This is a genomic window from Halobellus salinus (genome assembly GCF_014646875.1).
Classification (GTDB): Archaea; Halobacteriota; Halobacteria; order Halobacteriales; family Haloferacaceae; genus Haloquadratum; species Haloquadratum salinum.
The window spans coordinates 1-19,975 of sequence record NZ_BMOC01000026.1 but is presented as its reverse complement, the minus strand read 5'-3'; the positions used below and the strand labels follow the sequence as shown (position 1 = coordinate 19,975).

Genomic DNA, 19,975 nt, shown 5'->3' with positions numbered 1-19,975 from the left:
TGAGCCGATACGCGCCGAGCCACCCCGTGGTGTCGGTCGGGGTGGGTCCGGGCACGAACCGCGCTTGTTGTCGGCTGTTTCGCGGAGGGTGGGCCGGACACGGCCGCGTTCGGACGGCCTGCGCCGCACCCGGCACAGCCATGCCATGATTAATACCCGCGGCGGACCGAAACCCCGTATGCTGCACACACAGGGACCGCTGCTGTCTATTGACGTCGGTGCCCGGGAGACCACCACCGAGTCGGTCGACGACGTCCTTGCCGACTTCGTCGGCGGCCGTGGCGTTGCGACAGCCTTGGCTCACGATCGGATCCCGTTCGACGCCGATCCGTTCGGCCCGGAGAACAGCCTGTTTCTCGCGACCGGCCCCATGCAAGCCTCGCAGATGTCGTTCACCGGGCGCATGAGCTGCACGGGCGTCTCGCCGCTGACCGACGGCCTGTTCTCCTCGAACGCCGGCGGGTTCCTCTCCCGGAACTTCGTCGGCGCCGGCAACGCCGTCGTGGAGGTCACCGGCGGGAGCGACGAACTGGTGGCGGTCCACGTCCGCGAGGATGGCGTCACCTTCGAGGAAGTGCCCGAACTGGCGGGCGCGGAGGTGCCGGCGGTCGTGGCGTACGCAGACGAGGAGCACGGTCTCCCTGCCGAGCACACGGCGTGTATCGGGCCCGCAGGCGAGAACGGGGTCCGGTTCGCATCGATCATGACCTCCGAGTCGCGGGCGTTCGGCCGCGGCGGCCTCGGCGCCGTGCTGGGCGCGAAGAACGTCAAGCTCCTGACGTTCGACGGCGACGCCGACCCCCCAGTCGAGATCCCGTCGGTGAGTATGGACGTCCACCGAGAGGCAGCGACCGCCGACAACATCATGAAGCAGCAGGGGACGACTTCAGTGACGGACCTCGCGAACGAGAGCGACGCGCTGCCCGCGTACTACTTCGCCGAGCAGTCGTTCGCGGGTGCCGAGGGGATCAACGGCGACCGCGTCGAGGAGAAGAAGTACAAGAAAGGGACCTGCTCGCAGTGTGCGTTCGCGTGCAAACTCCCCACCCGTGACGACGCCACGGGCGTCGAGACCGAGGGCCCCGAGTTCGAGACGGTGATGTCGTTCGGCAGCAACTGCGGGATCGACGACATCGTCGACGTGATGCGGGCGAACAAGTTGTGTGACCGGTTCGGGTTGGACGTGATCTCGTGTGGCGACGTCGTCGCGGGCTACCTCGACAGCGAGGACGCCTTCGGCGACGCCGACCTCGTCCGGGAGACCGTCGAGGAGATCGCCTTCCGCGAGGGCGTCGGCGACACGCTCGCGGAGGGGATCGACCGCGCCCACGAGGAGTTGGGCATCGACAACTGGACGGTCAAGGGTATGGAGTTCCCCGCCCACGACGGCCGTGCGCTCAACGGGCAGGGGCTGTCCTTTGCGACCGCGAACCGCGGCGCCGACCACATGTACGCCACCTTCTACGCCTACGAGTACCCGCTGGTGACCCAAGACCAAGCGTTCGACCCCGACGGCCTCAGCGACGAGAAAGCCGAGAAGCTCGTGGAGTTGGAGAACCTCCGCGCCGTCGAGGACTGCGGCGTCGTCTGTCGGTTCTCGCGGGACTTCATGACCCCCGACCGGTTCGAGGAGCTGTTCGAGGCCGACTACGAGTCGCTGCTCAATGTCGGCGGGCGAGTCGTCGAACTGGAGCGACATTTCAACAATCAGCGCGGGTTCTCCCGCGCGGACGACCGACTCCCGTACGAGATTGACGGGCTGGAGACGGCCCTTGACACCTACTACGATACCCGCGGGTGGACCGACGACGGCGTGGTGCCGAGCGTCGGCGGCGGGTCAAGCGCGGCCGCGGACTGATCGTCCCCGACCGTTCCAGTCCCGCCGATGTCGTCGCGAACAGCTACCGTGTAGTGAAGAACAACACCGGTGGGAACAGCAGAGAGACCGGCTTGGAAGCCCGGGGCTCCTTCCGTGCCCGCTCACGGGCGGTTTTCTCGGCCGGCATTCGCCGAACAAAACGCGACAGCTGCCGCTCACTCCGCACCTACCCGGTCACGTCGCTCGGGTCGTCCGGCGGGTCGTCGCCACCGGGGTCGTCCGGGCCGTGCGCTGGCGACTCCGGCTCGGCGCTGGTCGCGTCGGTCGCGTCAACCGCGTCGGTCGCGTCAGCCGCGTCGGTCGCGTCAGCCGCGTCGGTCGCGTCAGCCGCGTCGGCGTCGTAGTCGTCGTCGACCCCGATGCCGGCGCGCCCGGCGCGGTAGGCGTCGACCGCGCGGTCCAGCCGCGCTTCGAGTTCGTCGCGGAGGCCGTCGGCGCGCGGACCGGAGATGTCGACCGCGGCGGCGTCCTGCCCGCCCAGCGACAGCGACCCCGCGGTGTCGACGGTGACCGTCGCGAGCCCGAGCCGGCGCTGGAACACCGTCCGGGCGTCGATCACCGTCTGGATCCGGTAGTAGGGCACGACCTTGGTCCGCCGCCGCAACACCCCGTTCCGGGTGACGACGTGGTGGTCGCCGAGCCAGTGGCCTCGGTGTTTCCAGGTCGCGTGGGCGAACCAGACCGCGAGCGGCGCCAGAAACGCGGGCAACCACGGCGGAAACGGGAGCGAGACCGCGGCGTCAGCGGCGTACGCGGCGCCGGTGAGCACGCCGACGACGAGCAGATACCGCACCAGATACCGGCGGCGGGCGCGCTTCGGCGGCCGCTCGAACTCAACGTCGCCGACAGGCTCGAGTTCCTCAATCAGATCCAGCACGTGGTCGCGCTCCGCGAGCGGGACTGCGGCCTCAGAGCCCCGCGACCCCCCGCCCCCACCGGGGGCGTAGCCCGCAGTCTCGATGTACAGCGTCGCGTAGTCGAAATACCGCTTCAGCGGGTTGTCCGACACGGTCAGCGTCTGGATCTTGTCGAACGGGATCGACCCGTCGTACCGCTGGAGCAACCCGCGTTCGTACTGGAGTTCGTCGCCCGACCGGACCAGCCGGAAGTCGTAATACTGGGCGATAGCCGCCGCGGCGCCGACGACCCACGAGAGCAGCGCGACGCCGACCAGGACGACGGCGGCGCCGACCGCGAGCGCGACCCCGGAGGTGGCCAATAGGTACGCCGGCACGACCGTCGATCCCACCGTCGACACGAGCAGAAACAGGACCCCCGGCACCCGGAAATCGATCGAGAGCGCGCCCACGAGGGCGAGTTCGGTCCGGTCGAGCGCGAACAGTTCGGTGACCGGCGGGGTGTCGAACCCGCCACCGGTCGATCCTGCGGGGCGTGCTGCCGGCGTTGCGCCCGGATCCGTGTCGCCGGCGGTGTCGCTCGCGTCGTCGGTGTCGCTCGCGTCGTCGGTGTCGCGCTCGCCGTCGTCGGACTCCGTATTCGCCCGCTTCAGCCGGCCGAGCGCGGCCTGGAGGCGTTTGGCCTCCTCGAAAGAGACGAACCGGAGCCGCGCCTCGGTGTCGCCGCCGCCGGCGGTCTCGAAGGAGACGACCGCGATCCCGAAGAGGCGCTGGAGCACGTTCCGCGAGATGTCGACGTTCTGGATCCGCCGGATCGGGATCTCGCGGCTGCGCCGGGAGACCACACCGGAGTCGATGTCGAGGGTGTCGTCGCCGAGTTCGTAGGCGAACCGACGGACGTACGCCGTTTCGTAGCCGATCAGCCCGAGTGCGGCGACGCCTGCAATCGCGAACAGGAGCAGCGGCCCCGCGGGGCCGACGCCCGGAAGGTCGAACCCGCCGCTCATGGCGAACACGACCGCCACCGCGATCCCACCACCGCGCTGGAGCACGCGGTACGGCACCGACAGCGGCGACAGGCTCCGGGGCATCTCAGACGGCGTCCTCGCTCTCCGAGCGGATCGCCAGCCGCTTCAGCCGCTCTCGGAGGTCGTCGGCGTCACCCGCCTCCAACCCCGGAACCGACACGTCGGCGCCGCGGGAGCCGGCGGTGTAGACCACCGTGCTCGCGAGTCCGACCAGGCGTTCGATCGGCGACCGCGAGGTGTCGACGTGCTGGATCCGGACGAACGGCACCACCGTCCGGACCCGGGTGAGCACCCCGCGTTCGAGGTACAGCGAGTCGTCGTATACCTCGAACCGCCACACCCGGTACCGGAGCACCGCGAGCACGACGCCGAGTCCCGCAAACCCGACGAAAACCGCCACAGGTGCCCACTCGGGCACCCACGGCGGCGCGATGAACCGCTGGATGCCGACGGCGACGCCAGCGAGGATCGCGGCCGTGAGCATGGCCCGTCCCATCCACAGCAGCCGAACGCGGGGGTGGAGTCTGTGCATCGTGTGGTCAGTAGAGCACGATCCCCGAGGAGAGCAGCCCCGCATCGACCAACAGGAGGGCGCCGACACCGGCAGCGGCGCGGAAGACGCCGGTCGCCGCCGAGGCGGGGGCGCGAACCCGTTTCTCTCGGAGGCCGTCGACGAGCCGCCCCCGGCCGATCTCGACAAGGGCGGTGAAGACGAACCACAGCCCGAGCATCGCGAGCACCAGGTGGCCGCGTGCGCTCCCAGTGAGTGACGCGACCGTATACCCCGTGCCGGCGAGGTGCCCGCCGGTGAGCAGCATCACCACCGACGCGCCGCGGGAGAAATAGACCAGCCGGTCGGCGATCGTTTCCAGGGGCGCGGCGTCGAGCGCGCCGCCGGTCGCAGCCGGGAGAACCACGCCGGCGACGAAGACCACGCTGCCGACCCACAGCGCGCCCACCAGGACGTGGAGAGTCGTCATAACGGTGTCGAGTACCATAGGTGGTTTTAGCTCCCGGCGCCGCTTGAAACCCGGCGGTTCCGTCCGAGCCGGGACGGCGATCGACGCCCCACACCGCGCTACCCGACCCGACCCAGGCCGCCCGCGGTCACGTCGATCCCCGGGGAGTAGTGGACGATGGGCTCAGACGGTGGGCGCTCGAACCCGTTGGCCGAACACAGCGTGTTCGAGCGGATCGTCGCGGTCGCGTCGGCGAGCGACCACCGCGGGTGGGAGATATCGCCGGCGTACAACCCGCCGCCCTCGGTGTAGAACCGGTAGTTCTCAGTGAGAAACGCCGCAAGCGACCCCGGTTCCGGGGTCCACGTCTCACCGACCTGCCGGTAGGTCGCGTCGAACCGCGCCGGGGCCGCGTCGTCGTGCGTCCGGCGGCTCCGGAGCGTCATCGCCCCGTCGTCCTCGCGGGTGTGCCGCATCTCCGCGCGGTAGTAGGGGAGCTGGAACCCCCCACGCGCCACCGAGACACCAAGCCGGTCGGCGGCGTCGAGGCTGTAGAAGTAGACGCCGCGGTCCCCGTCCGGGCCAGTGACGTACGTCCGGAGGTTGAGCTCCGGGAACGACCGGCCGGCCGGGACCCCGCGGGGTCGGATGTCTGACATAACGAACCCGACGACGCCGAGCCACGCGTCCCCGTCGTGGGTCGCGACATGTAGCCCGTCGGGCAGGCGTGCGGCGACCGTCTCGGGGTCCACACGCCAGTGGGCGAACACCACGTCGCGCCACCGCATCCGGAGCAGGTCCATACGCGACGGAGGGGCTGCAGACACTTTCGGGTTCCCCCTGGGCGGCCGGCGGGGCTACAGGGTGCTCCCGGAGGCAGACAACGCCGCAACCGTGGTGTCTACCAGCCGGTCGAGCGTCTCCGGGGTCGCCGCGCCGACGTAGAGGTTCCCGACTCCGGTCGGAGCCGACGCGTCGGCGTCGGGGTCGACCGGCGCCCCGGTGTCGGGGTCAAGCACCCGACACTGAACGCCGGCCGCCGCCGCGAGGAGTTCCCCCGCGTACTGCTCGTAGACGTCGGGGTAGTAGGCCACGAGTCCCTCGACCCCACCCCGAGCCAACAGCCCCCAGTCGACGCACGGCGACCAGGTGTTGATCACCCGCTTGGACTCGGCGCCGACCGCGGACTCGATCCGGTCGGCGGTCGCCCGGAGCCCGACGTCGCGGAGGGCGGGGAGTCCGACCACGAACGACACCGTCCCCGCCGACAGCGACACCTCGGTCCCGGGCGTGATCGGCTCCCCGTCGACGGTCGCACCCGCGCCGCGGCGGGCCAGATACAGGTCGTCGGGCAGCGGCTCGTAGACCGCCGCCACTTCGGTTCGGCCGTTGCAGCGGACACACGCCGCCGTCGCGAACGACGGGAGCCCCGCAGCGAAGTTGTTCGTACCGTCGAGCGGGTCGATAATCCACTCGTACCGGTGATCGCCCGCCGCTCCCGACTCCTCGGCGTGGATGGCGTGGTCGGGGTACGCCTCGCGGATGACATCGAGCACGCGTTCCTCCGCCGCGCGGTCGGCAGCGGCCTTCACGTCGTCGGTTCCGTAGTCGGCGTCGATGGGTCCATCGCGGAACGCGTCGGCGAGGTAGTCGCCGCCGGCGCGGACCGCCCGCTCTGCGACCGCCGCGAGCCGCGCCCGCGATAGTGTTCCGTCGGTCATACCTACCCAACCGGCCGACCGAAATAAGAGCGTTCGGTTCCCGGTGTGGGTACGTCGTTCAGTGACACTAACTCCCGAGTGACGGTACGCTTTACACTGTGGGGTCGGTAGGTTCGAGTATGCCGAAATACTCCACCGGGGGCGGCGGAGGCGGTGGCGACGGCGACAGCTGCGAGCTCTGCGGCCGGTCGACCGGCGATCTCACCCGGGCGAACGTCGCCGGTGCCGACCTGTTCGTGTGCGCCGAGTGTACACCCCACGACGACCGGAAGACGCCCAGCAGCGAGCTGTCGGGGGGTGGCGACGACACCCCCTCACGGGAGAAGCGCGCCGCCCAGCGACAGGCGCGGCTGTACGACCAGACCAGAGGTGACGCCACCCACTGGGAGTCCGGGACGGAGTACGAGGACGACCAGTTACCGTACCTCGTTGCCGACTACGGCGAGGTGGCTGAAGCCGCACGGCGGGACGCGGGGCTGACGGTCGAGGAGTTGGCCGCCGAACTCGACGTCGAGGAGTCCGACATCGACGCCGTCGAACAGGGGCGGGCGACGCGGGCCGGCGTGGGCGGTTCACTCGTCCGGGCGCTCGAGGAGCGACTCGGTGTCGACCTGGCCGACGAGTGAGGAGGGTGCGTCGGTGCGGGTGGCAGGTACAGAACACGTCCGGCGGCGGCGCGCGACAGGGTCGGCCCGGAACCGGAACCGCTTTTCGGGACCCACGTCTCACCCGATCGTATGCACACGCGAGCTCCGTCGGAACCGGAGGTTCGGGAGTTCACCGCGGCGGTCGTCGGCGTCGACGACCGAGCGGTGACGCTTTCGGAGACGTACTTCTACGCCGAGAGCGGCGGCCAGCCCGCGGACAGGGGAGCCATCGACGACGTCCGGGTGGTCGACGTCCAGACGGTCAACGGCGCGGTCCGCCACACCCTCGCTGAACCCCCGTCGTTCGAGGTCGGCGAGACGGTGACCGGCGTCGTCGACGACGACTTCCGGACGTACTGTATGCGGGCCCACACCGCGAGTCACGTGCTCTACGGCGCGGGGCGGCGGCTGCTCGACGACCTCGGCTACGGCGGGTTCAATATTTCAGAATCGAAGGTCCGGGTCGACTTCACGACCCCGACGGACATCGACGACGAGGTGCTCGTGGAACTCGAGCGCCTCGCCAACCGCGCGGTGTGGGAGTCCCGCGACGTGTCCTGGGAGCAGGTCCCCACCGCGGCGGCGACAGACCGGGAGGAGGTCGCGTTCAACACCAAGACCGAAGAGGGTGTGATGGACGGCGCCGACACGGTCAGAGTGGTGGAGGTCGACGGGTGGGACGTGGCGGCCTGCGGTGGAACACACGCCTCGAACACCCGAGAGATTGGGCCGGTGACCCTGCTCGACCGGTCGAACCCCGGGGAGGGGCTCACCCGCGTTGAGTTCGCGGTCGGCCCCGACGGGATCGACCGCCGGGCGACCCACCACCGCGCGCTCAGGGAGGCGACGGTCGCGCTCGGCACGAACGTCGCGGACCTCGCCGAGGTGGCGACATCGATCCGCGCGGAGCGCGACGAGCTCCGGGACCGGGTTCGCGACCTCGAACAGGCGGCCGTTACCGACGCCTTGGAGCGGTTCGAGTCGGCCGAGACGGCCGGCACCGGGTGGCGGGTCGGTGTCCTCAACGGTGTCGGGCCGAACGACGCGGGCGAGGCCGCGAAGAACGCGGTCGGCAGCCGGGAGGTCGTCGGGGCTGTCGGCGACGGCGAGCGCCCGTACGTTGTTGTCGCTGCAGGCCCAGAAAGCGGCGTGAACGCGGGCGATGTCATCGACGCGGTCACCGACCGGTTCGGCGGCGGTGGGGGCGGCGGCCAGCCGTTCGCGCAGGGCGGCGGCCTCGACGCCGACCCCGAGGCGGTCGTGGCGGCGCTTCGGGAGTGGGGCCCCGAGGAGTGACCTCAGATACACACTGCGGGGTCGCGTGCGGTTCGGCGGCAGTGGCCCCCGCCCGAAGCCTCTTTTCGGGTCGGCGTCGTTGACACGGTAATGACGAACGGTTCGACCTCCGACCTCGACGCGTTCGACGCGGTCGTGTGGGACCTTGACGGAACGCTCGTGCGCCTACAGGTGAGCTGGGATCGCGTCGCCGACGACGCGGCTGCGGTCTTCGAGTCGGCGGGGGTTGACGCCGCGGGCAAGAACCTCTGGGAGATGCTGGATCTCGCTGACCGCTCGGACCTCCGCGGAGAGATTGAGACCGTCATCGCGGATCACGAACAGAGCGGGGCGCGGGAGTCCGATCGGCTGCCGTCCGCCGACGCCGTCGGCCGGGCCGACACCGAGGCGGTCTGCTCGCTGAACTGTGAGTCGGCCTGCCGGGTCGCGCTTGAGACGCACGAACTCACACCGCACATCGACGCTGTCGTCGGCCGCGACACCGTTGCGACCCGCAAGCCCGACCCCGAACCCCTGCTCGACGCGCTGCGTCGACTGAACGCCGAACCCGCCGACGCGGTTTTTGTCGGCGACTCACCCCGCGATTCCGAGACCGCCGACCGGGCCGGCGTCGCGTTTCGGTACGTCGACGAGGCGTGACCGAGTGGGTCAGTTCGCCGAGTCGGGACAGCACGGGTGTTAAATCCGTTCAGCGCCAACTTCTGGCCAATGAGTCACCCAGTCCGGTACTACTGTCCTCACTGCGGTGCCGTCGTGGAACTCGACCGCGAGGGATATCTCTCCGACAAGTCGGTCACGCCGTACCCGCTCGTCGGGTGGGAGTACCGCGACCCCGACGAAGCGTACGACGTCGCCGACGGGGTTCGGCTGGTCTGTGGCGACGGTGCCGCGGTCGACGGCCTCCGGTGGACCGGCGACCGAATGACCGCCGACGACGTGGCAGAACCGGGCATAGAGAGCCCGTGTGGGCGCGAGTTCTACCTGTCGTTCGTCCGCTTCGTCGAGGGAGAAGAAGTCGAACCGGAGCCCGATCCGTCGCACGTCGAGATCGCGGCGGCGGAGCCACACGGGCCACGCGGCCCGGAGGGCCCGGGTGGGTTCGGACTGTAGTGGTCGCCGGCGGGCCGGTCACTCCGCGGTGAACTCCGACAGCAACGTCTCCAACTCGTAGCTCTCGAAGGCGCGGGTGCTGTGGCGGAGCGTCGACACCACGAACGTGGAGTTTGTGCTCCGGACCTCGTCGATGCGCTCGAGGTCGGTGATCAGCCGCTCGACCAGTTCCCGGTCGGGGAGGTGTGCGATCACTACGAAGTCGGTCTGGCCCATCGTGAAGTACGCCTGTGAGACGCCTTCGACCTCCAGGATCGTCTCCTCGAAGTCGTGGTGGGTGCCGTGGTAATCGGTCGAGAGCTGCACCAGTACCGTCACGTCGAGGCCGACCTCTTCGAGATCAAGGTCGTAGAGGTCGTTCTGGATGATCCCCGACTCTTGGAGGTTGTTAAGCCGGTAGTGGATCGTCGACACCGGGATGTCGGTCTCCTCGTTGAGGCGTTCGGGGCTGCCGGTACCGAGGTCCGAGATAGCCTTCAGGAGACGGATGTCGCGTTCGTCCATTGTCTGGTGATACTCTTTGGACCGGTGGGCATGTATATTACGACATGGGTGGCGACGCCGCTAAGACCCTCGCCGCCTTCCCAACACGTACTGATGGACCGAACCGATGTTCGGCAGGCGTGGGACGCGGTCGCAGACGCCTACGCCAGCCACCGCGACCCGACCGGCTCCGACGCCGACCTGCTGTCGACACTCCGAGATGAACTCGGCCCTGCCCCGACCGTACTCGACGTTGGGTGCGGTGACGGCGCCCGGACGCTCGCGAACCTGCCCGACGGGAGTGTCGGACTCGACATCTCCCGGCGGGGGGTGGAACTCGCCGCCGAGGAGGTTCCGGAGGCGCGTCTGGTACAGGCTGCAATGCGGGATGTGCCGCTCCGCGCCGACAGCGTAGACGCGGTCACGGCGTACCACGCGGTGTTTCACGTCCCGCGGGCGGCCCACCCCGACGTGTACCGGGAGTTCGCACGGGTGTTGCGACCGGGCGGGCGGCTCCTGATGACGCTCCCCAGCGGGCGGTTCGAGACGGTACGCGATGGGTGGATGGGCGGTCGTATGCTGTTCTCGGCGCCGGGCCGGGACGCGACGCTCGCACAACTTCGGGACGCGGGGTTCACCGACATCCGCACCGAGACGGTGAGCGACCCACTCGGGAGTGCCGCGGAGTTCGCGTTCGCGACGGCGTCCGACGGGTAGCTCCGGCGGGTTACCCACCGTTGGCGGCATCGCTGTCGACACCCATGGCCTGGAACAGCTTCTTGCGGACGGCCTCCTCGGTCAGTTGGAGCAGGGTGTCCCGGTTGTCGTCGCTGGTTTCGATTCCGGTGAAGATCCCGAGCGGAATCTCCACGTCGCCCTGCGTGGAGTGGCCACCAGTGTCGCCGATCCCCGAAAAGGCGTCCTGGAGGATGTTCCCGATGTTTATTCGGATGTCTTTCGAGCGCGCCGACAGGAAGATCCGGTCGTCGCTGATGCCGAACACCGCCGTCGTGGTGATGCCTTCGAGCTTCAACAAGTGTTGGGCTGCCTGGCCGAGAGCGTCGCGGTCGCGGATGAACCCCGCGTTCGACACCAGGTGGCTCCCCTGGACCTCGCGGTTGTGGATGGCTTCCGCCAGCACGTCCAGGGTCTCGGGCGACATCGACGGCGACTCCACCTGTTCGAGGGTGTTGTGATTGACGAACGGGTGGAGATACGCCGCGGCAGTGAGGTCCGCCGGCGTGGTCTCGCGTTTGAAATCAAGAGTCTCCGACCGGATTCCGTACAGCAGCGCGGTCGCGACCGCCTCGGTTGGCGAGACCCCGAACTCCTGGAGATACTTGGTGAGGATCGTCGACGTCGATGAAACGTTGGTCCGGATGTCAGTAAACGCCGCCCCGACCTCGGTCTCGGGCTCGTAGCGGTCGATGAAGATGTCGACGTCGACCTCGGGGTCGAACTCCGCGTCGCTGGATTTCCCGTGGTCGACCATCGCCACGGCCCCGTACTCCGAGAGGGGTTTGCTGTCCTCAAGCGGAACCAGTTCGATCCCGAGCAGGTTGACGAACGCGCGGTCCTCCTGGTGGCCGATCTCGCCCTCGTAGCTGATCACGGCGTCAACGCCGTGTTCCCGTGCGATCGCCTGCAGCGCGACCGCCGACGCGATCGAGTCAGGGTCGGGGTTGTCGTGGGTGAGCACCGCCAGGCCGTCGGTGGCGCTTTTGAGCACCTCTGCGAGCTGTTTCGCGTTGTACTCGAGCTCGCCCGACTCCAGCGAGCGCAGGGCTGAGTCGGCGATGACCTCCGAGGGGTTGATCACGACGTCGGCACCCAGCTCCGCGAGCTCGTCCTCGGTGACCGGGTCGGACGCGCGCGCAACGAGGAACTGGTCGCTCCCCCGTTCTCTGAGCGCGGAGACAGCGGCCTTGTTGGCGTCGACATCAGACGCGAGAATCAGGACGACATCCCTGTCCCCGACCGCGTCGACGACATCGGGCTCGGAGATATCGGTCCGCTGGGCGTTCAGATCCTGATCGCGCAGGGATTCAACTCGGCTCTCGTCCTTGTCGAGGATGAGGACGTCTTTGCTGTCGGCGGCGAGGTCCTCTGCCACAGCGTAGCCGACGCTCCCGCACCCCAGGATGGCGTAGGTAGACATCGAAGACGTGGCCCCGGCACTCATACTGGCCCCACTTCAGGCCGGACCACACTTAACAGCACTCGTTCGGTCCCGCCGGCGTGACGCCAGAGTTTTTCGGGTTGCGGCCGGATGACCGGGTATGCAACGCCGGCTGGTCCTCGGGGTCTGTGCGCCACTTTACCCCGCCGTCGAGCGTCTCTCGACCCGTCCCGGCAGCCTGACGGTCGTTTCGTCGGAGCCGCTCCCGCCCGACGCCGACGGGTCGACGGTGACACACGAACGCAGCCGACCCGACGACTTCTCGTCGTACCCCGCCCGGGCGGACCTCGTCCTCGTCGCGGGCGCCGACGGTGGGACAAACGCCGCGTCCGCCACGACCGCACGCGAGGCCTTCCCCGACGCGCACCTCGTGGTGTATGTCGGCCTCGACGCCGACCCGACGGTTCGGGAGCGGATCGACGCGGTCGCAGACCGGGTGATCGACGCCGACCGGGTGCTCACCAACCACCTCGAGGATCTCACCGCCGGTGCGGGCGCCGAACGGCTCCACCGGCTCTACGCCACGCTCCGCCGGATCGACGGCCGGCTCGCGGTCGTCATGCACGACAACCCCGACCCCGACGCGATCGCCAGCGCGCTCGGGGTGGCTCGGGTCGCCGAGTGCGTCGGTCTCGACGCCGACGCGTGTTACTTCGGCACGATCTCCCACCAAGAGAACCGCGCGATGGTGAACCTGCTGGATCTCGACCTCGTCGAACTCGACGACGGGTCGCTCAACGAGTACGACGGCGTCGCATTGGTGGATCACTCCCGTTCGGGCGTCAACGACGGTCTTTCGGAGGATACGCCGGTCGACATCGTCGTCGACCACCACCCGCCGCGGGCTCCGGTGGAGGCACGCTTCGTCGACCTCCGCCACGACATCGGCGCGACGAGTACGTTGGTCTCGGATTACCTCTCTCGGGCGGACGTCACCCCTGGAGAGTCGCTCGCGACCGCGCTATTGTTCGGGATCCGGGTCGACACCGACGACTTCGCCCGCGAGGTCTCGGTCGCCGACTTCGAGGCCGCCGCCTGGTTGGTGTCGCAGGCCGATCTCGATCTGCTGGAACGCATCGAGTCGCCGAGCATAACGCCCGAAGTGGTGGAGACGCTGTCGCGCGCGATCCGTGACCGCGACGTCCGCGGTGACGCTTTGGCGTCAAACGTCGGTTCGATCCGCGACCGCGACGCCCTCGCACAGGCTGCCGACCGGTTGGTGTGCATGGACGGGATCCGGATCGCCGTCGTCTACGGGTTCACCAACGGAACCATCTACGTCTCCGGCCGCACCCGCGGGACGGACATCGACCTCGGCGAGACGCTTCGAGACGCCCTCGACAGCATCGGTAGCGCCGGCGGCCACGCGGACATGGCGGGCGCACAGGTTCCGCTAGGTATTCTCGACGACACGGACGAAGGCTCCGAAGCCGAGTTGACCACGGTCGTCAGCGAGGTTATCGCCGGCCGGTTCTTCGAGACGCTCAAAGACGCGACAACGCTGCTCAACCCCGGAGACGGCTCGGAGTGGGTCTTCGAGTTCCCATTCGACCGGTGGGACCGAGACCCCGAGCCGGGACGGACCCGGTGAGGGGGTTGAGCCGCGTCTGTCCCCCGGTGTCGCGTCGGCGCAGGGCGCACGTTTTTGCGCCGCGGTCGCGTACCGCCGTCAATGACCGGCAGGCCGCAGGTCTCGGAGTACATGACTCGGGAGGTCCAGACAGTCTCACCCACCGATACCGTCGCCGACGTGGCGCGCCGGATCAAAGAGAGCGAGGGTCACAACGGCTTTCCCGTCTCGGAAGGCCGGAAGGTTCAGGGGTTCGTGACCGCCAGTGACCTCCTGTTGACCGGTGACAACGATCCGATCTTTACTGTGATGGCCGAGGACATCATCGTGGGGCACCCGGAGATGGACGTGATCGACGCCGCCCGCGTGATCCTCCGGTCGGGCATCCAGAAGCTCCCGGTGGTTGACGACGCCGACAATCTGGTCGGCATCATCTCCAACACCGACGTGGTTCGGTCACAGATCGAGCGTGCGACCCCCGAGAAGGTCGGGAAGCTGATGCGAACCCTCGAACAGATCCACGACGTACCGCTCCACCAGGAACACCGGACCGTGGAGCTGGTTCGGCTGACACCCACACAAGCGCGAGTGTACGCCGACGAACTCGAAGGCAGGCAGTACGAACTCAAGCGCGGGCTGGCGGAGCCGTTGGTCGTCATCGACAACGCTGGTGACCTGATTCTGGCGGACGGCCACCACCGGGTGATGGCGGCCACCGAACTCGGGGTCGAGGAGATGGACGCCTCAACCATCGTTGTCGACGAACGGGTGACGCTCGGAATGGAGCGCACCGCCGAAAAGGAGGGACTGGGATCGATCGGCGACATCGAGGTCGTCGACTACGGCCGCCACCCGCTGATCGAGACGACCGAACGGCTCCAAGAGTAGGCGTCACCCCGAAGGACTGGTCCGAAACCACACGGGCCAATCGGCGTGAGGGCCTCTCGCCAACGCAGCCGAGTCGCCGTCAACGCGGCCGAGTCGCCGTCAACGCGGCCGATTCATTCGCCGGTAGTTGCCTGGGTATCCTCACCCCCGCCGTCGGCGATCCAGGCATCGAGCACCTCCCGCGCCGCCGTCTCGTCGGCGATGCGTTCACGCCGGTAGTCGCGGCCTGCAGGCGCCTGGTGGAGTCGGTCCAGCCGGACGACCCACTCGCCGTCCGGGCGGCGTCGCCGCCGGATCGTGGCGTACCCGTCCTCGCGAGTCCACTCTTCGAGTCCCTTTTCCTTCCGCGATCGCGTCCACTCCATACACTCCACTACGGACGCCCGGTTTGTATACGGTTCGACCACGCTGTCGGACACGCGTCGTCGTGGCGCTGGCGAGCTGACCGGCTCACGACCGGCATATGTCGGGTTGCGACACTCACGTGGTCGTCGGTCCCGACGCGCGCAAGCGGGCCCGTTCGCGCCGCACACTCCGGGCAGACCGGAGAGTCCAGGTCGTTGGGCTCCACGGTCGCTCCGGGGAGTTCGGCGCCACACGCGGGACACGCGAACCCAGCCGGTGGGCCGCCGCCAGTACTCGTCGTGTGGAAGCGTACGCGGGTGGCTAGTGACCCCGCTATTTGGGACCGGATCCGATCCACCGACCTGGCCCCGTACGTTCTTGTTGATCCGCGCGGTAGATCCGGTCAGTGAATCCGTTTGAGCAACGAACCGAGGCGGTCCAGGCCGCACTCGGGGACAGCGGCGCCGACGCCCTTGTCTGTGTCCCCGGCCGGACGCTCCAGTACCTCACCGGTTTCGAGGAGCCACAGCGTGACCGACACCTTCTGTTCGTGGTTTCGCAAACCGGGGAGCCGGCCGCGTTTCTCCCGGCGCTGTCGGCCGCGCAGTTCCGGACGGAGACGTGGGTTCGGGAGGTCGAGACCTGGAATGATGGTGACGACCCGGTGGCGGCGCTGTCTGGCTTCTTCGACAACCGCGACGTGCCGGCGGCACCGCACCTGCTCGTCGACGACACGATGTGGGCAACCGTTCTCCAGGACGTCCGATCGGTCCGACCCGACGCCACGGTCGGGCTCGCGAGCGAGGTGGTGGCCGACATCCGGCTCCGGAAGGACGACGCGGAGATCGACGCACTCCGCCGGGCGTCGGCAGCGGCTGACGACGCCCTCGATGCGGTCCGCGCGCTCGGGGCTGACGCGGTCGGGCTGACCGAGGCCGAACTCGCCGGGCGGATCGAGTCGTTTCTGACTGACGCCGGCGGGGGGAGCCTCTCGTTCGAGACGATCGTCGGCTCTGGCCCCAGCGGCGCGATGCCGCACCACACCCACGGCGACCGGGAGATCCGCGCGGGCGAGCCGGTCGTACTCGATTTCGGGGCGCGAGTCGACGGCTACCCCGGCGACCAGACCCGGACGCTTGTGTTCGGCGGTGACCCACGCGAACGGGTCGGCGAGGTTCACGACGTGGTGCGGCGGGCCCAGGAGGCGGCGGTCGGCGCCGTGGAGCCGGGCGTCACTGCGGGGAGCGTCGACGACGCCGCGCGGTCTGTCATCGAGGACGCGGGATACGGCGACGCGTTCGTGCACCGCACGGGCCACGGCGTTGGCCTTGACGTCCACGAACCCCCGAACATCGCGGCCGGCAACGACACCGAACTCCGGCCCGGGATGGCGTTCAGCGTCGAGCCCGGAATCTACCTTGATGGCGAGTTCGGCGTCCGGATCGAGGACCTCGTGGTCGTGACCGAATCGGGGTGTGAGCGGCTGAACCACACACCGCGCGGGTGGGAGTGCTGACGGCCGCGCGGCCGTCTACCCGTCGGCGTCGGGCTCCGCGTCGTCGGGTTTCAGAATCGCGTCGACATCGGCGTGGTCATGGAGGAGTTCGCGCATCCGGTCGACGGTGCCTGCGTCGCGGGCGCGGCCGCTCTCGAGGATCGACTCCGCGCGGTCGACAACCGAGAGCGTATCGCCCGGGGCCGACAGTACCGGCACGCCGCGGTTCTCCGCCGTCCCGAGAACGGCTGCCGGCGGGCGGTGCCCCCCGGTGAGGATGACAGCGCTGACGCCGGGAGCTTCCAGCGCGGCGGTGACGATCTCCGGGCGGTCGCCACCGGTGACCACCGCGGCGTCTTTGGTCCGTCGGAAGTACCGGAGTGCGGCGTCGCCGCCCATCGCGCCGACCAGGAACCGCTCGATGTGGCCGTCGGTGTCCCCCTTGACGAGGACACTCGCGCCCAGTTCCGCGGTGAGGTCGCCGACTGTCACCCCCGCGAGTTCGCGGTCGTGCGGGAGCACCCCGATCACGGGGACGCCGCGACGCTCCAGGAACGGGACCGCGTCGCTTTCGAGTTCGTCGAACGCGGCGTCGGACACGTCGTTGAACAGGACACCCGCGAGCCGGTCGCCGAAGGCGTCCGCCGCGGCGAGCACGTTGTCGAGGTCCGCACCCGTTCGATACGGCGCCACGAGGAGGACCGCGGCGTCGAGGCGGTCGGCCACGTCCGCGTCGGTCAGGTCGACAATCCCGCCGGTGGTCCAGTCGCCGCCACCCTCGACAAGCATCAGGTCGGCGGCGGTGGCGAGTCCCCGGAACTGCGATTCGACGAGGTCGCCGAGTTCATCGGGATCCTCCCGGCCGCGGATCGCGCTGTCAACGAACGTCGGCGAGTAGACGACAGGTTCGAGTTGGTGCATCTCCCCGTCCAACTCGAGGAGGTCCCGCGCGAGCATCGGGTCGCGGTCGAGGGTTTTCCCCGTGCTGGATTGGAGCCGCGTGCCTTTCGGCTTCATGTAGCCGACGCGTCGGTCGCGCTCCCGGACGAGCCGGCCCAACGCGAGCGTGACTGCTGTTTTTCCGGTGCCGTCCGCGATCGAAGCGACGAGTATGGGTTGTGTTGGCATCTGTGGACTCCTCAGAGTCGGTCCGGGTCGATAGTCAGTCGCACGTCGACGGCGGCGACGCCGGAGGGCGTCGCAACGAGGGGGTTGATGTCGAGTTCCAAGATTGCGGGAACGTCGGTCACGAGCTGTGAGAGTCGCTGGATCGTCTCGACGGTGGCGTCGACGTCGACGGGGTCGCGGCCGCGAGCCCCGCGCAGCAGCGGCGCGGCGTCGATCTCCCGTGTCATCGCCTCGGCTTCGGGCCGCGACACCGGCGCGACGCGGGAGGTCGTGTCCTCCAGAGTCTCAACGAAGATGCCGCCCAGCCCGAAGAGGACGAGCGGCCCGAACTGGGGGTCCCGGTTCATGCCGACGATCGTCTCGACGCCGTCGTCAAGGTCGACCATCTCCTGCACCTGGACGCCCAAGATCGTGGCGTCCGGCTGGTACCGGCGGGCGCGGGCGACCAGGTCGGCGTAGGTGTCGGGCACCTCGGCGTCGGCGACGCCGACTTCCACGCCCCCGACGTCGGATTTGTGGAGGATGTCCGGGCTGACGACCTTCATGACCACATGGCCGTCGATTCGGGCGGCGACGTCGGCTGCTGCCCCCGGCGTGTCGACGACCTCGCCGTAGGGGGTCGGGATCCCGTAGGCGTCGAGCAGCCCCATCGCTTCGACGCCGAGCCGGGTGTTGTCGCGGTCGACCGCCGACGAGAGCATTTCCTCGGCCCGCTCGCGGTCAACGTCGAACGCGACTGGAGCCTCGTATTCGCGTTCGGCAATCGACCGATACTCCGCGAGGGTGTCGAGGCCGTAGACCGCCCGGGCGGGGTCGAAGTAGTTCGGAATCCCCGCGGCCGACAGCGCGTCTTCAGCCCGATCGACCCGCGCGCCGCCCATCAGACACGCCGCGACCGGCTTCCCGTGCTCGGTCTGGAGGTCGACGGTATCGCGGGCCAACTGGTCGTAGTCAAGCACCGCCGTGGGACACGCGAGCACGATGACGCTGCCGACTGCGTCGTCGCCGAGTACCACGTCGATCGCCGACCGGAACCGGTCGTTGTCGGCGTCGCCAACGACGTCAACCGGGTTGTAGATGTTCCCCTCCGCCGGCAGCGACGCCGACAGGGATTCGAGCGTGTCGTCGGTCAGCGACGCCATCGAGAGCCCGGAGTCGCCGACCGCGTCGGTGGTCATCACGCCCGGCCCGCCGGCGTTGGTGACCACTGCGACTGTGTCGCGGTCGGGGAGTGGTTGCCCCTCTAGGACGCGGGCAGCGTCGAACAGTTCCTGGACCGAGTCGGCGCGGATCACACCCGCCTGGTCGAGTCCCGCCTCGTAGGCCTGTTCGGAGCCCGCGATTGTTCCTGTGTGACTCGACGCCGCCTGCGCGCCGGCGTCGGTGCGGCCCGACTTCACCACCACGACCGGCGTCTCCGGCGTCACCTCCCGGGCGGCCCGGATGAACGCTTCGCCATCGCTGATTCCCTCCAGGTAGCCGAGGATCACCTCGGTTCCGTTGTCGCCGCCCCACGCTTCGACGAAATCGGACTCGTCGAGGACGGCCTTGTTACCCAAGGAGACGACATCTCTGAACCCCAGGCCCTGTTCGTTCGCCCAGTCCAACACCGCGGTGATGAACGCGCCGGACTGGCTCATGAACGACAGCCCACCGGGAGTGGCGTCCTCGGGGCCGAACGTGGCGTTCATACCGACTGGCGTCGACATAATTCCGAGGCTGTTCGGCCCCACGAGGTCGATTCCGTGCTCCGTGGCGACCTCGATCAACTCCGACTCCCGCGCGGCCCCGTCGCTGCCGGCTTCGCCGAACCCCGCAGTGACCACGACCGCGCTCCGGATCCCCGCCTCGCCGGCCTCGCGGACGACCGGGACCACGGCGTCCGGCGGCACGACCACGACCGCCAGATCCGCGTCCGTCTCGCTCACGCTGTCGAGCGCCGGCCGGCTGAACACCGTCTCGCGGCCGGGGTTCACCGGGAGCACCGTCCCGTCGAACCCCGACTGGAGGTTCCGCATAATCGCCCGCCCGACCGAACCGCTGCGGTCTGTCGCGCCCACGACCGCAACCCGGTCCGGCGCGAACAACCCGGATAGTGTGCCCATCGGGTACGCGTTCTCGGACGCGGATCTTAAATCCGGGCGTGAACCACCGGGAGCGGGGGCGAACGACCAACTGCGACTCCGAAACGCCGATAGCGCGGCTCGCCACGCCCACGACGGGGCGGGGCGGGTGTCGGCCGCGGCTTCGTCGACCTCCGCGGTCGGATCCGTGAGCCGACACGCCGGCGGCGCGTGGAGGTCCGCCCCGTCGAGAGAGGCGGCTACCTGAATCAAGGAGAGAGTCCCGCCGTTCACCGCGGGCGTGAATCCGACACTCCACGGCACAAA

19 protein-coding genes are annotated in these 19,975 nt (G+C 69.1%); 9 read left to right on the top strand and 10 right to left on the bottom strand.

From position 1 onward, the window contains the following. Positions 1 to 178 precede the first annotated feature (178 nt). Positions 179 to 1,858, top strand: a complete 1,680-nt coding sequence (locus IEX72_RS14105) for an aldehyde ferredoxin oxidoreductase family protein (protein ID WP_188788457.1) — start codon at positions 179 to 181, stop codon at positions 1,856 to 1,858. A gap of 187 nt (positions 1,859 to 2,045) precedes the next feature. Here the strand turns inward: IEX72_RS14105 and IEX72_RS14100 are convergent, their stop codons facing one another. The 5 genes from IEX72_RS14100 to IEX72_RS14080 form a co-directional block, all read right to left on the bottom strand. Then, entirely contained in the window at positions 2,046 to 3,827 is a 1,782-nt protein-coding gene (locus tag IEX72_RS14100; protein WP_188788454.1) for a PH domain-containing protein, read from the bottom strand. Between the two features lies 1 nt (position 3,828). Further along, on the bottom strand, positions 3,829 to 4,296 hold the full coding sequence (locus tag IEX72_RS14095; protein ID WP_188788452.1) for a PH domain-containing protein: 468 nt from the start codon (positions 4,294 to 4,296) through the stop codon (positions 3,829 to 3,831). 7 nt (positions 4,297 to 4,303) lie between these two features. Continuing rightward, positions 4,304 to 4,762 (bottom strand): copper resistance protein CopD, encoded by a 459-nt coding sequence (locus IEX72_RS14090; protein ID WP_188788450.1) that lies wholly within the window; start codon positions 4,760 to 4,762, stop codon positions 4,304 to 4,306. Between the two features lie 80 nt (positions 4,763 to 4,842). Next, on the bottom strand, positions 4,843 to 5,526 hold the full coding sequence (locus IEX72_RS14085; protein WP_188788448.1) for a YqjF family protein: 684 nt from the start codon (positions 5,524 to 5,526) through the stop codon (positions 4,843 to 4,845). A 54-nt stretch (positions 5,527 to 5,580) separates the two neighbouring features. Then, complete coding sequence (locus tag IEX72_RS14080) at positions 5,581 to 6,444, bottom strand: inositol monophosphatase family protein (RefSeq protein ID WP_188788447.1); 864 nt, start codon at positions 6,442 to 6,444, stop codon at positions 5,581 to 5,583. A gap of 119 nt (positions 6,445 to 6,563) precedes the next feature. Between IEX72_RS14080 and IEX72_RS14075 the strand changes: the two genes are divergently transcribed. The 4 genes from IEX72_RS14075 to IEX72_RS14060 all read left to right on the top strand — a co-directional run bounded on the left by IEX72_RS14075 (position 6,564) and on the right by IEX72_RS14060 (position 9,497). Beyond that, positions 6,564 to 7,070, top strand: a complete 507-nt coding sequence (locus tag IEX72_RS14075; RefSeq protein ID WP_188788445.1) for a helix-turn-helix domain-containing protein — start codon at positions 6,564 to 6,566, stop codon at positions 7,068 to 7,070. A 111-nt stretch (positions 7,071 to 7,181) separates the two neighbouring features. Continuing rightward, positions 7,182 to 8,387: an alanyl-tRNA editing protein gene (locus tag IEX72_RS14070; protein WP_188788443.1), complete on the top strand. Its 1,206-nt coding sequence runs from the start codon at positions 7,182 to 7,184 to the stop codon at positions 8,385 to 8,387. Positions 8,388 to 8,477: 90 nt separating this feature from the next. Then, positions 8,478 to 9,026, top strand: coding sequence for an HAD family hydrolase (locus tag IEX72_RS14065; RefSeq protein ID WP_188788441.1), 549 nt, complete (start codon positions 8,478 to 8,480; stop codon positions 9,024 to 9,026). 69 nt (positions 9,027 to 9,095) lie between these two features. Continuing rightward, entirely contained in the window at positions 9,096 to 9,497 is a 402-nt protein-coding gene (locus IEX72_RS14060) for a PhlB family protein (protein WP_188788439.1), read from the top strand. A gap of 18 nt (positions 9,498 to 9,515) precedes the next feature. Here IEX72_RS14060 and IEX72_RS14055 read toward each other — a convergent pair whose 3' ends face one another. Continuing rightward, positions 9,516 to 10,001, bottom strand: coding sequence for an Lrp/AsnC family transcriptional regulator (locus IEX72_RS14055; protein WP_188788437.1), 486 nt, complete (start codon positions 9,999 to 10,001; stop codon positions 9,516 to 9,518). 93 nt (positions 10,002 to 10,094) lie between these two features. Here IEX72_RS14055 and IEX72_RS14050 point away from each other — a divergent pair, with 93 nt between their 5' ends. Further along, positions 10,095 to 10,697 carry a class I SAM-dependent methyltransferase gene (locus IEX72_RS14050; RefSeq protein WP_188788435.1) on the top strand — a complete coding sequence of 201 codons (603 nt, stop codon included), beginning with the start codon at positions 10,095 to 10,097 and terminating at the stop codon, positions 10,695 to 10,697. Positions 10,698 to 10,707: 10 nt separating this feature from the next. On the opposite strand, the gene IEX72_RS14045 is transcribed toward IEX72_RS14050, so the two are convergent. Then, positions 10,708 to 12,162, bottom strand: coding sequence for a DHH family phosphoesterase (locus IEX72_RS14045; protein WP_188788433.1), 1,455 nt, complete (start codon positions 12,160 to 12,162; stop codon positions 10,708 to 10,710). 97 nt (positions 12,163 to 12,259) lie between these two features. Between IEX72_RS14045 and IEX72_RS14040 the strand changes: the two genes are divergently transcribed. Then, a complete protein-coding gene (locus IEX72_RS14040; protein WP_188788431.1) occupies positions 12,260 to 13,750 on the top strand; it encodes a DHH family phosphoesterase in 1,491 nt (496 codons plus the stop codon). Positions 13,751 to 13,831: 81 nt separating this feature from the next. After that, positions 13,832 to 14,617: a CBS pair associated ParBc domain-containing protein gene (locus tag IEX72_RS14035; protein ID WP_188788429.1), complete on the top strand. Its 786-nt coding sequence runs from the start codon at positions 13,832 to 13,834 to the stop codon at positions 14,615 to 14,617. A gap of 113 nt (positions 14,618 to 14,730) precedes the next feature. Here IEX72_RS14035 and IEX72_RS14030 read toward each other — a convergent pair whose 3' ends face one another. Then, the gene (locus IEX72_RS14030) at positions 14,731 to 14,982 is read right to left on the bottom strand and encodes a DUF7543 family protein (RefSeq protein ID WP_188788427.1); all 252 of its coding nucleotides are present in this window, start codon (positions 14,980 to 14,982) and stop codon (positions 14,731 to 14,733) included. Positions 14,983 to 15,368: 386 nt separating this feature from the next. Here IEX72_RS14030 and IEX72_RS14025 point away from each other — a divergent pair, with 386 nt between their 5' ends. Then, positions 15,369 to 16,478, top strand: coding sequence for a M24 family metallopeptidase (locus IEX72_RS14025; RefSeq protein ID WP_188788425.1), 1,110 nt, complete (start codon positions 15,369 to 15,371; stop codon positions 16,476 to 16,478). A gap of 15 nt (positions 16,479 to 16,493) precedes the next feature. Here the strand turns inward: IEX72_RS14025 and IEX72_RS14020 are convergent, their stop codons facing one another. Both IEX72_RS14020 and IEX72_RS14015 read right to left on the bottom strand, forming a co-directional pair. After that, positions 16,494 to 17,585 carry a phosphotransacetylase family protein gene (locus IEX72_RS14020; protein ID WP_188788423.1) on the bottom strand — a complete coding sequence of 364 codons (1,092 nt, stop codon included), beginning with the start codon at positions 17,583 to 17,585 and terminating at the stop codon, positions 16,494 to 16,496. Between the two features lie 11 nt (positions 17,586 to 17,596). After that, entirely contained in the window at positions 17,597 to 19,690 is a 2,094-nt protein-coding gene (locus IEX72_RS14015; protein WP_188788421.1) for an acetate--CoA ligase family protein, read from the bottom strand. Between the last annotated feature and the right edge of the window lie 285 nt (positions 19,691 to 19,975).

Bases quoted from the DNA above. Each gene is read 5' to 3' on its own strand.
- IEX72_RS14045 (WP_188788433.1), bottom strand. From the start codon at position 12,162: ATGAGTGCCGGGGCCACGTCTTCGATGTCTACCTACGCCATCCTGGGG.
- IEX72_RS14075 (WP_188788445.1), top strand. From the start codon at position 6,564: ATGCCGAAATACTCCACCGGGGGCGGCGGAGGCGGTGGCGACGGCGAC.
- IEX72_RS14050 (WP_188788435.1), top strand. From the start codon at position 10,095: ATGGACCGAACCGATGTTCGGCAGGCGTGGGACGCGGTCGCAGACGCC.
- IEX72_RS14090 (WP_188788450.1), bottom strand. From the start codon at position 4,762: ATGGTACTCGACACCGTTATGACGACTCTCCACGTCCTGGTGGGCGCG.
- IEX72_RS14080 (WP_188788447.1), bottom strand. From the start codon at position 6,444: ATGACCGACGGAACACTATCGCGGGCGCGGCTCGCGGCGGTCGCAGAG.
- IEX72_RS14035 (WP_188788429.1), top strand. From the start codon at position 13,832: ATGACCGGCAGGCCGCAGGTCTCGGAGTACATGACTCGGGAGGTCCAG.
- IEX72_RS14100 (WP_188788454.1), bottom strand. From the start codon at position 3,827: ATGCCCCGGAGCCTGTCGCCGCTGTCGGTGCCGTACCGCGTGCTCCAG.
- IEX72_RS14095 (WP_188788452.1), bottom strand. From the start codon at position 4,296: ATGCACAGACTCCACCCCCGCGTTCGGCTGCTGTGGATGGGACGGGCC.
- IEX72_RS14060 (WP_188788439.1), top strand. From the start codon at position 9,096: ATGAGTCACCCAGTCCGGTACTACTGTCCTCACTGCGGTGCCGTCGTG.
- IEX72_RS14020 (WP_188788423.1), bottom strand. From the start codon at position 17,585: ATGCCAACACAACCCATACTCGTCGCTTCGATCGCGGACGGCACCGGA.
- IEX72_RS14055 (WP_188788437.1), bottom strand. From the start codon at position 10,001: ATGGACGAACGCGACATCCGTCTCCTGAAGGCTATCTCGGACCTCGGT.
- IEX72_RS14015 (WP_188788421.1), bottom strand. From the start codon at position 19,690: ATGGGCACACTATCCGGGTTGTTCGCGCCGGACCGGGTTGCGGTCGTG.
- IEX72_RS14030 (WP_188788427.1), bottom strand. From the start codon at position 14,982: ATGGAGTGGACGCGATCGCGGAAGGAAAAGGGACTCGAAGAGTGGACT.
- IEX72_RS14065 (WP_188788441.1), top strand. From the start codon at position 8,478: ATGACGAACGGTTCGACCTCCGACCTCGACGCGTTCGACGCGGTCGTG.
- IEX72_RS14070 (WP_188788443.1), top strand. From the start codon at position 7,182: ATGCACACGCGAGCTCCGTCGGAACCGGAGGTTCGGGAGTTCACCGCG.
- IEX72_RS14040 (WP_188788431.1), top strand. From the start codon at position 12,260: ATGCAACGCCGGCTGGTCCTCGGGGTCTGTGCGCCACTTTACCCCGCC.
- IEX72_RS14085 (WP_188788448.1), bottom strand. From the start codon at position 5,526: ATGGACCTGCTCCGGATGCGGTGGCGCGACGTGGTGTTCGCCCACTGG.
- IEX72_RS14105 (WP_188788457.1), top strand. From the start codon at position 179: ATGCTGCACACACAGGGACCGCTGCTGTCTATTGACGTCGGTGCCCGG.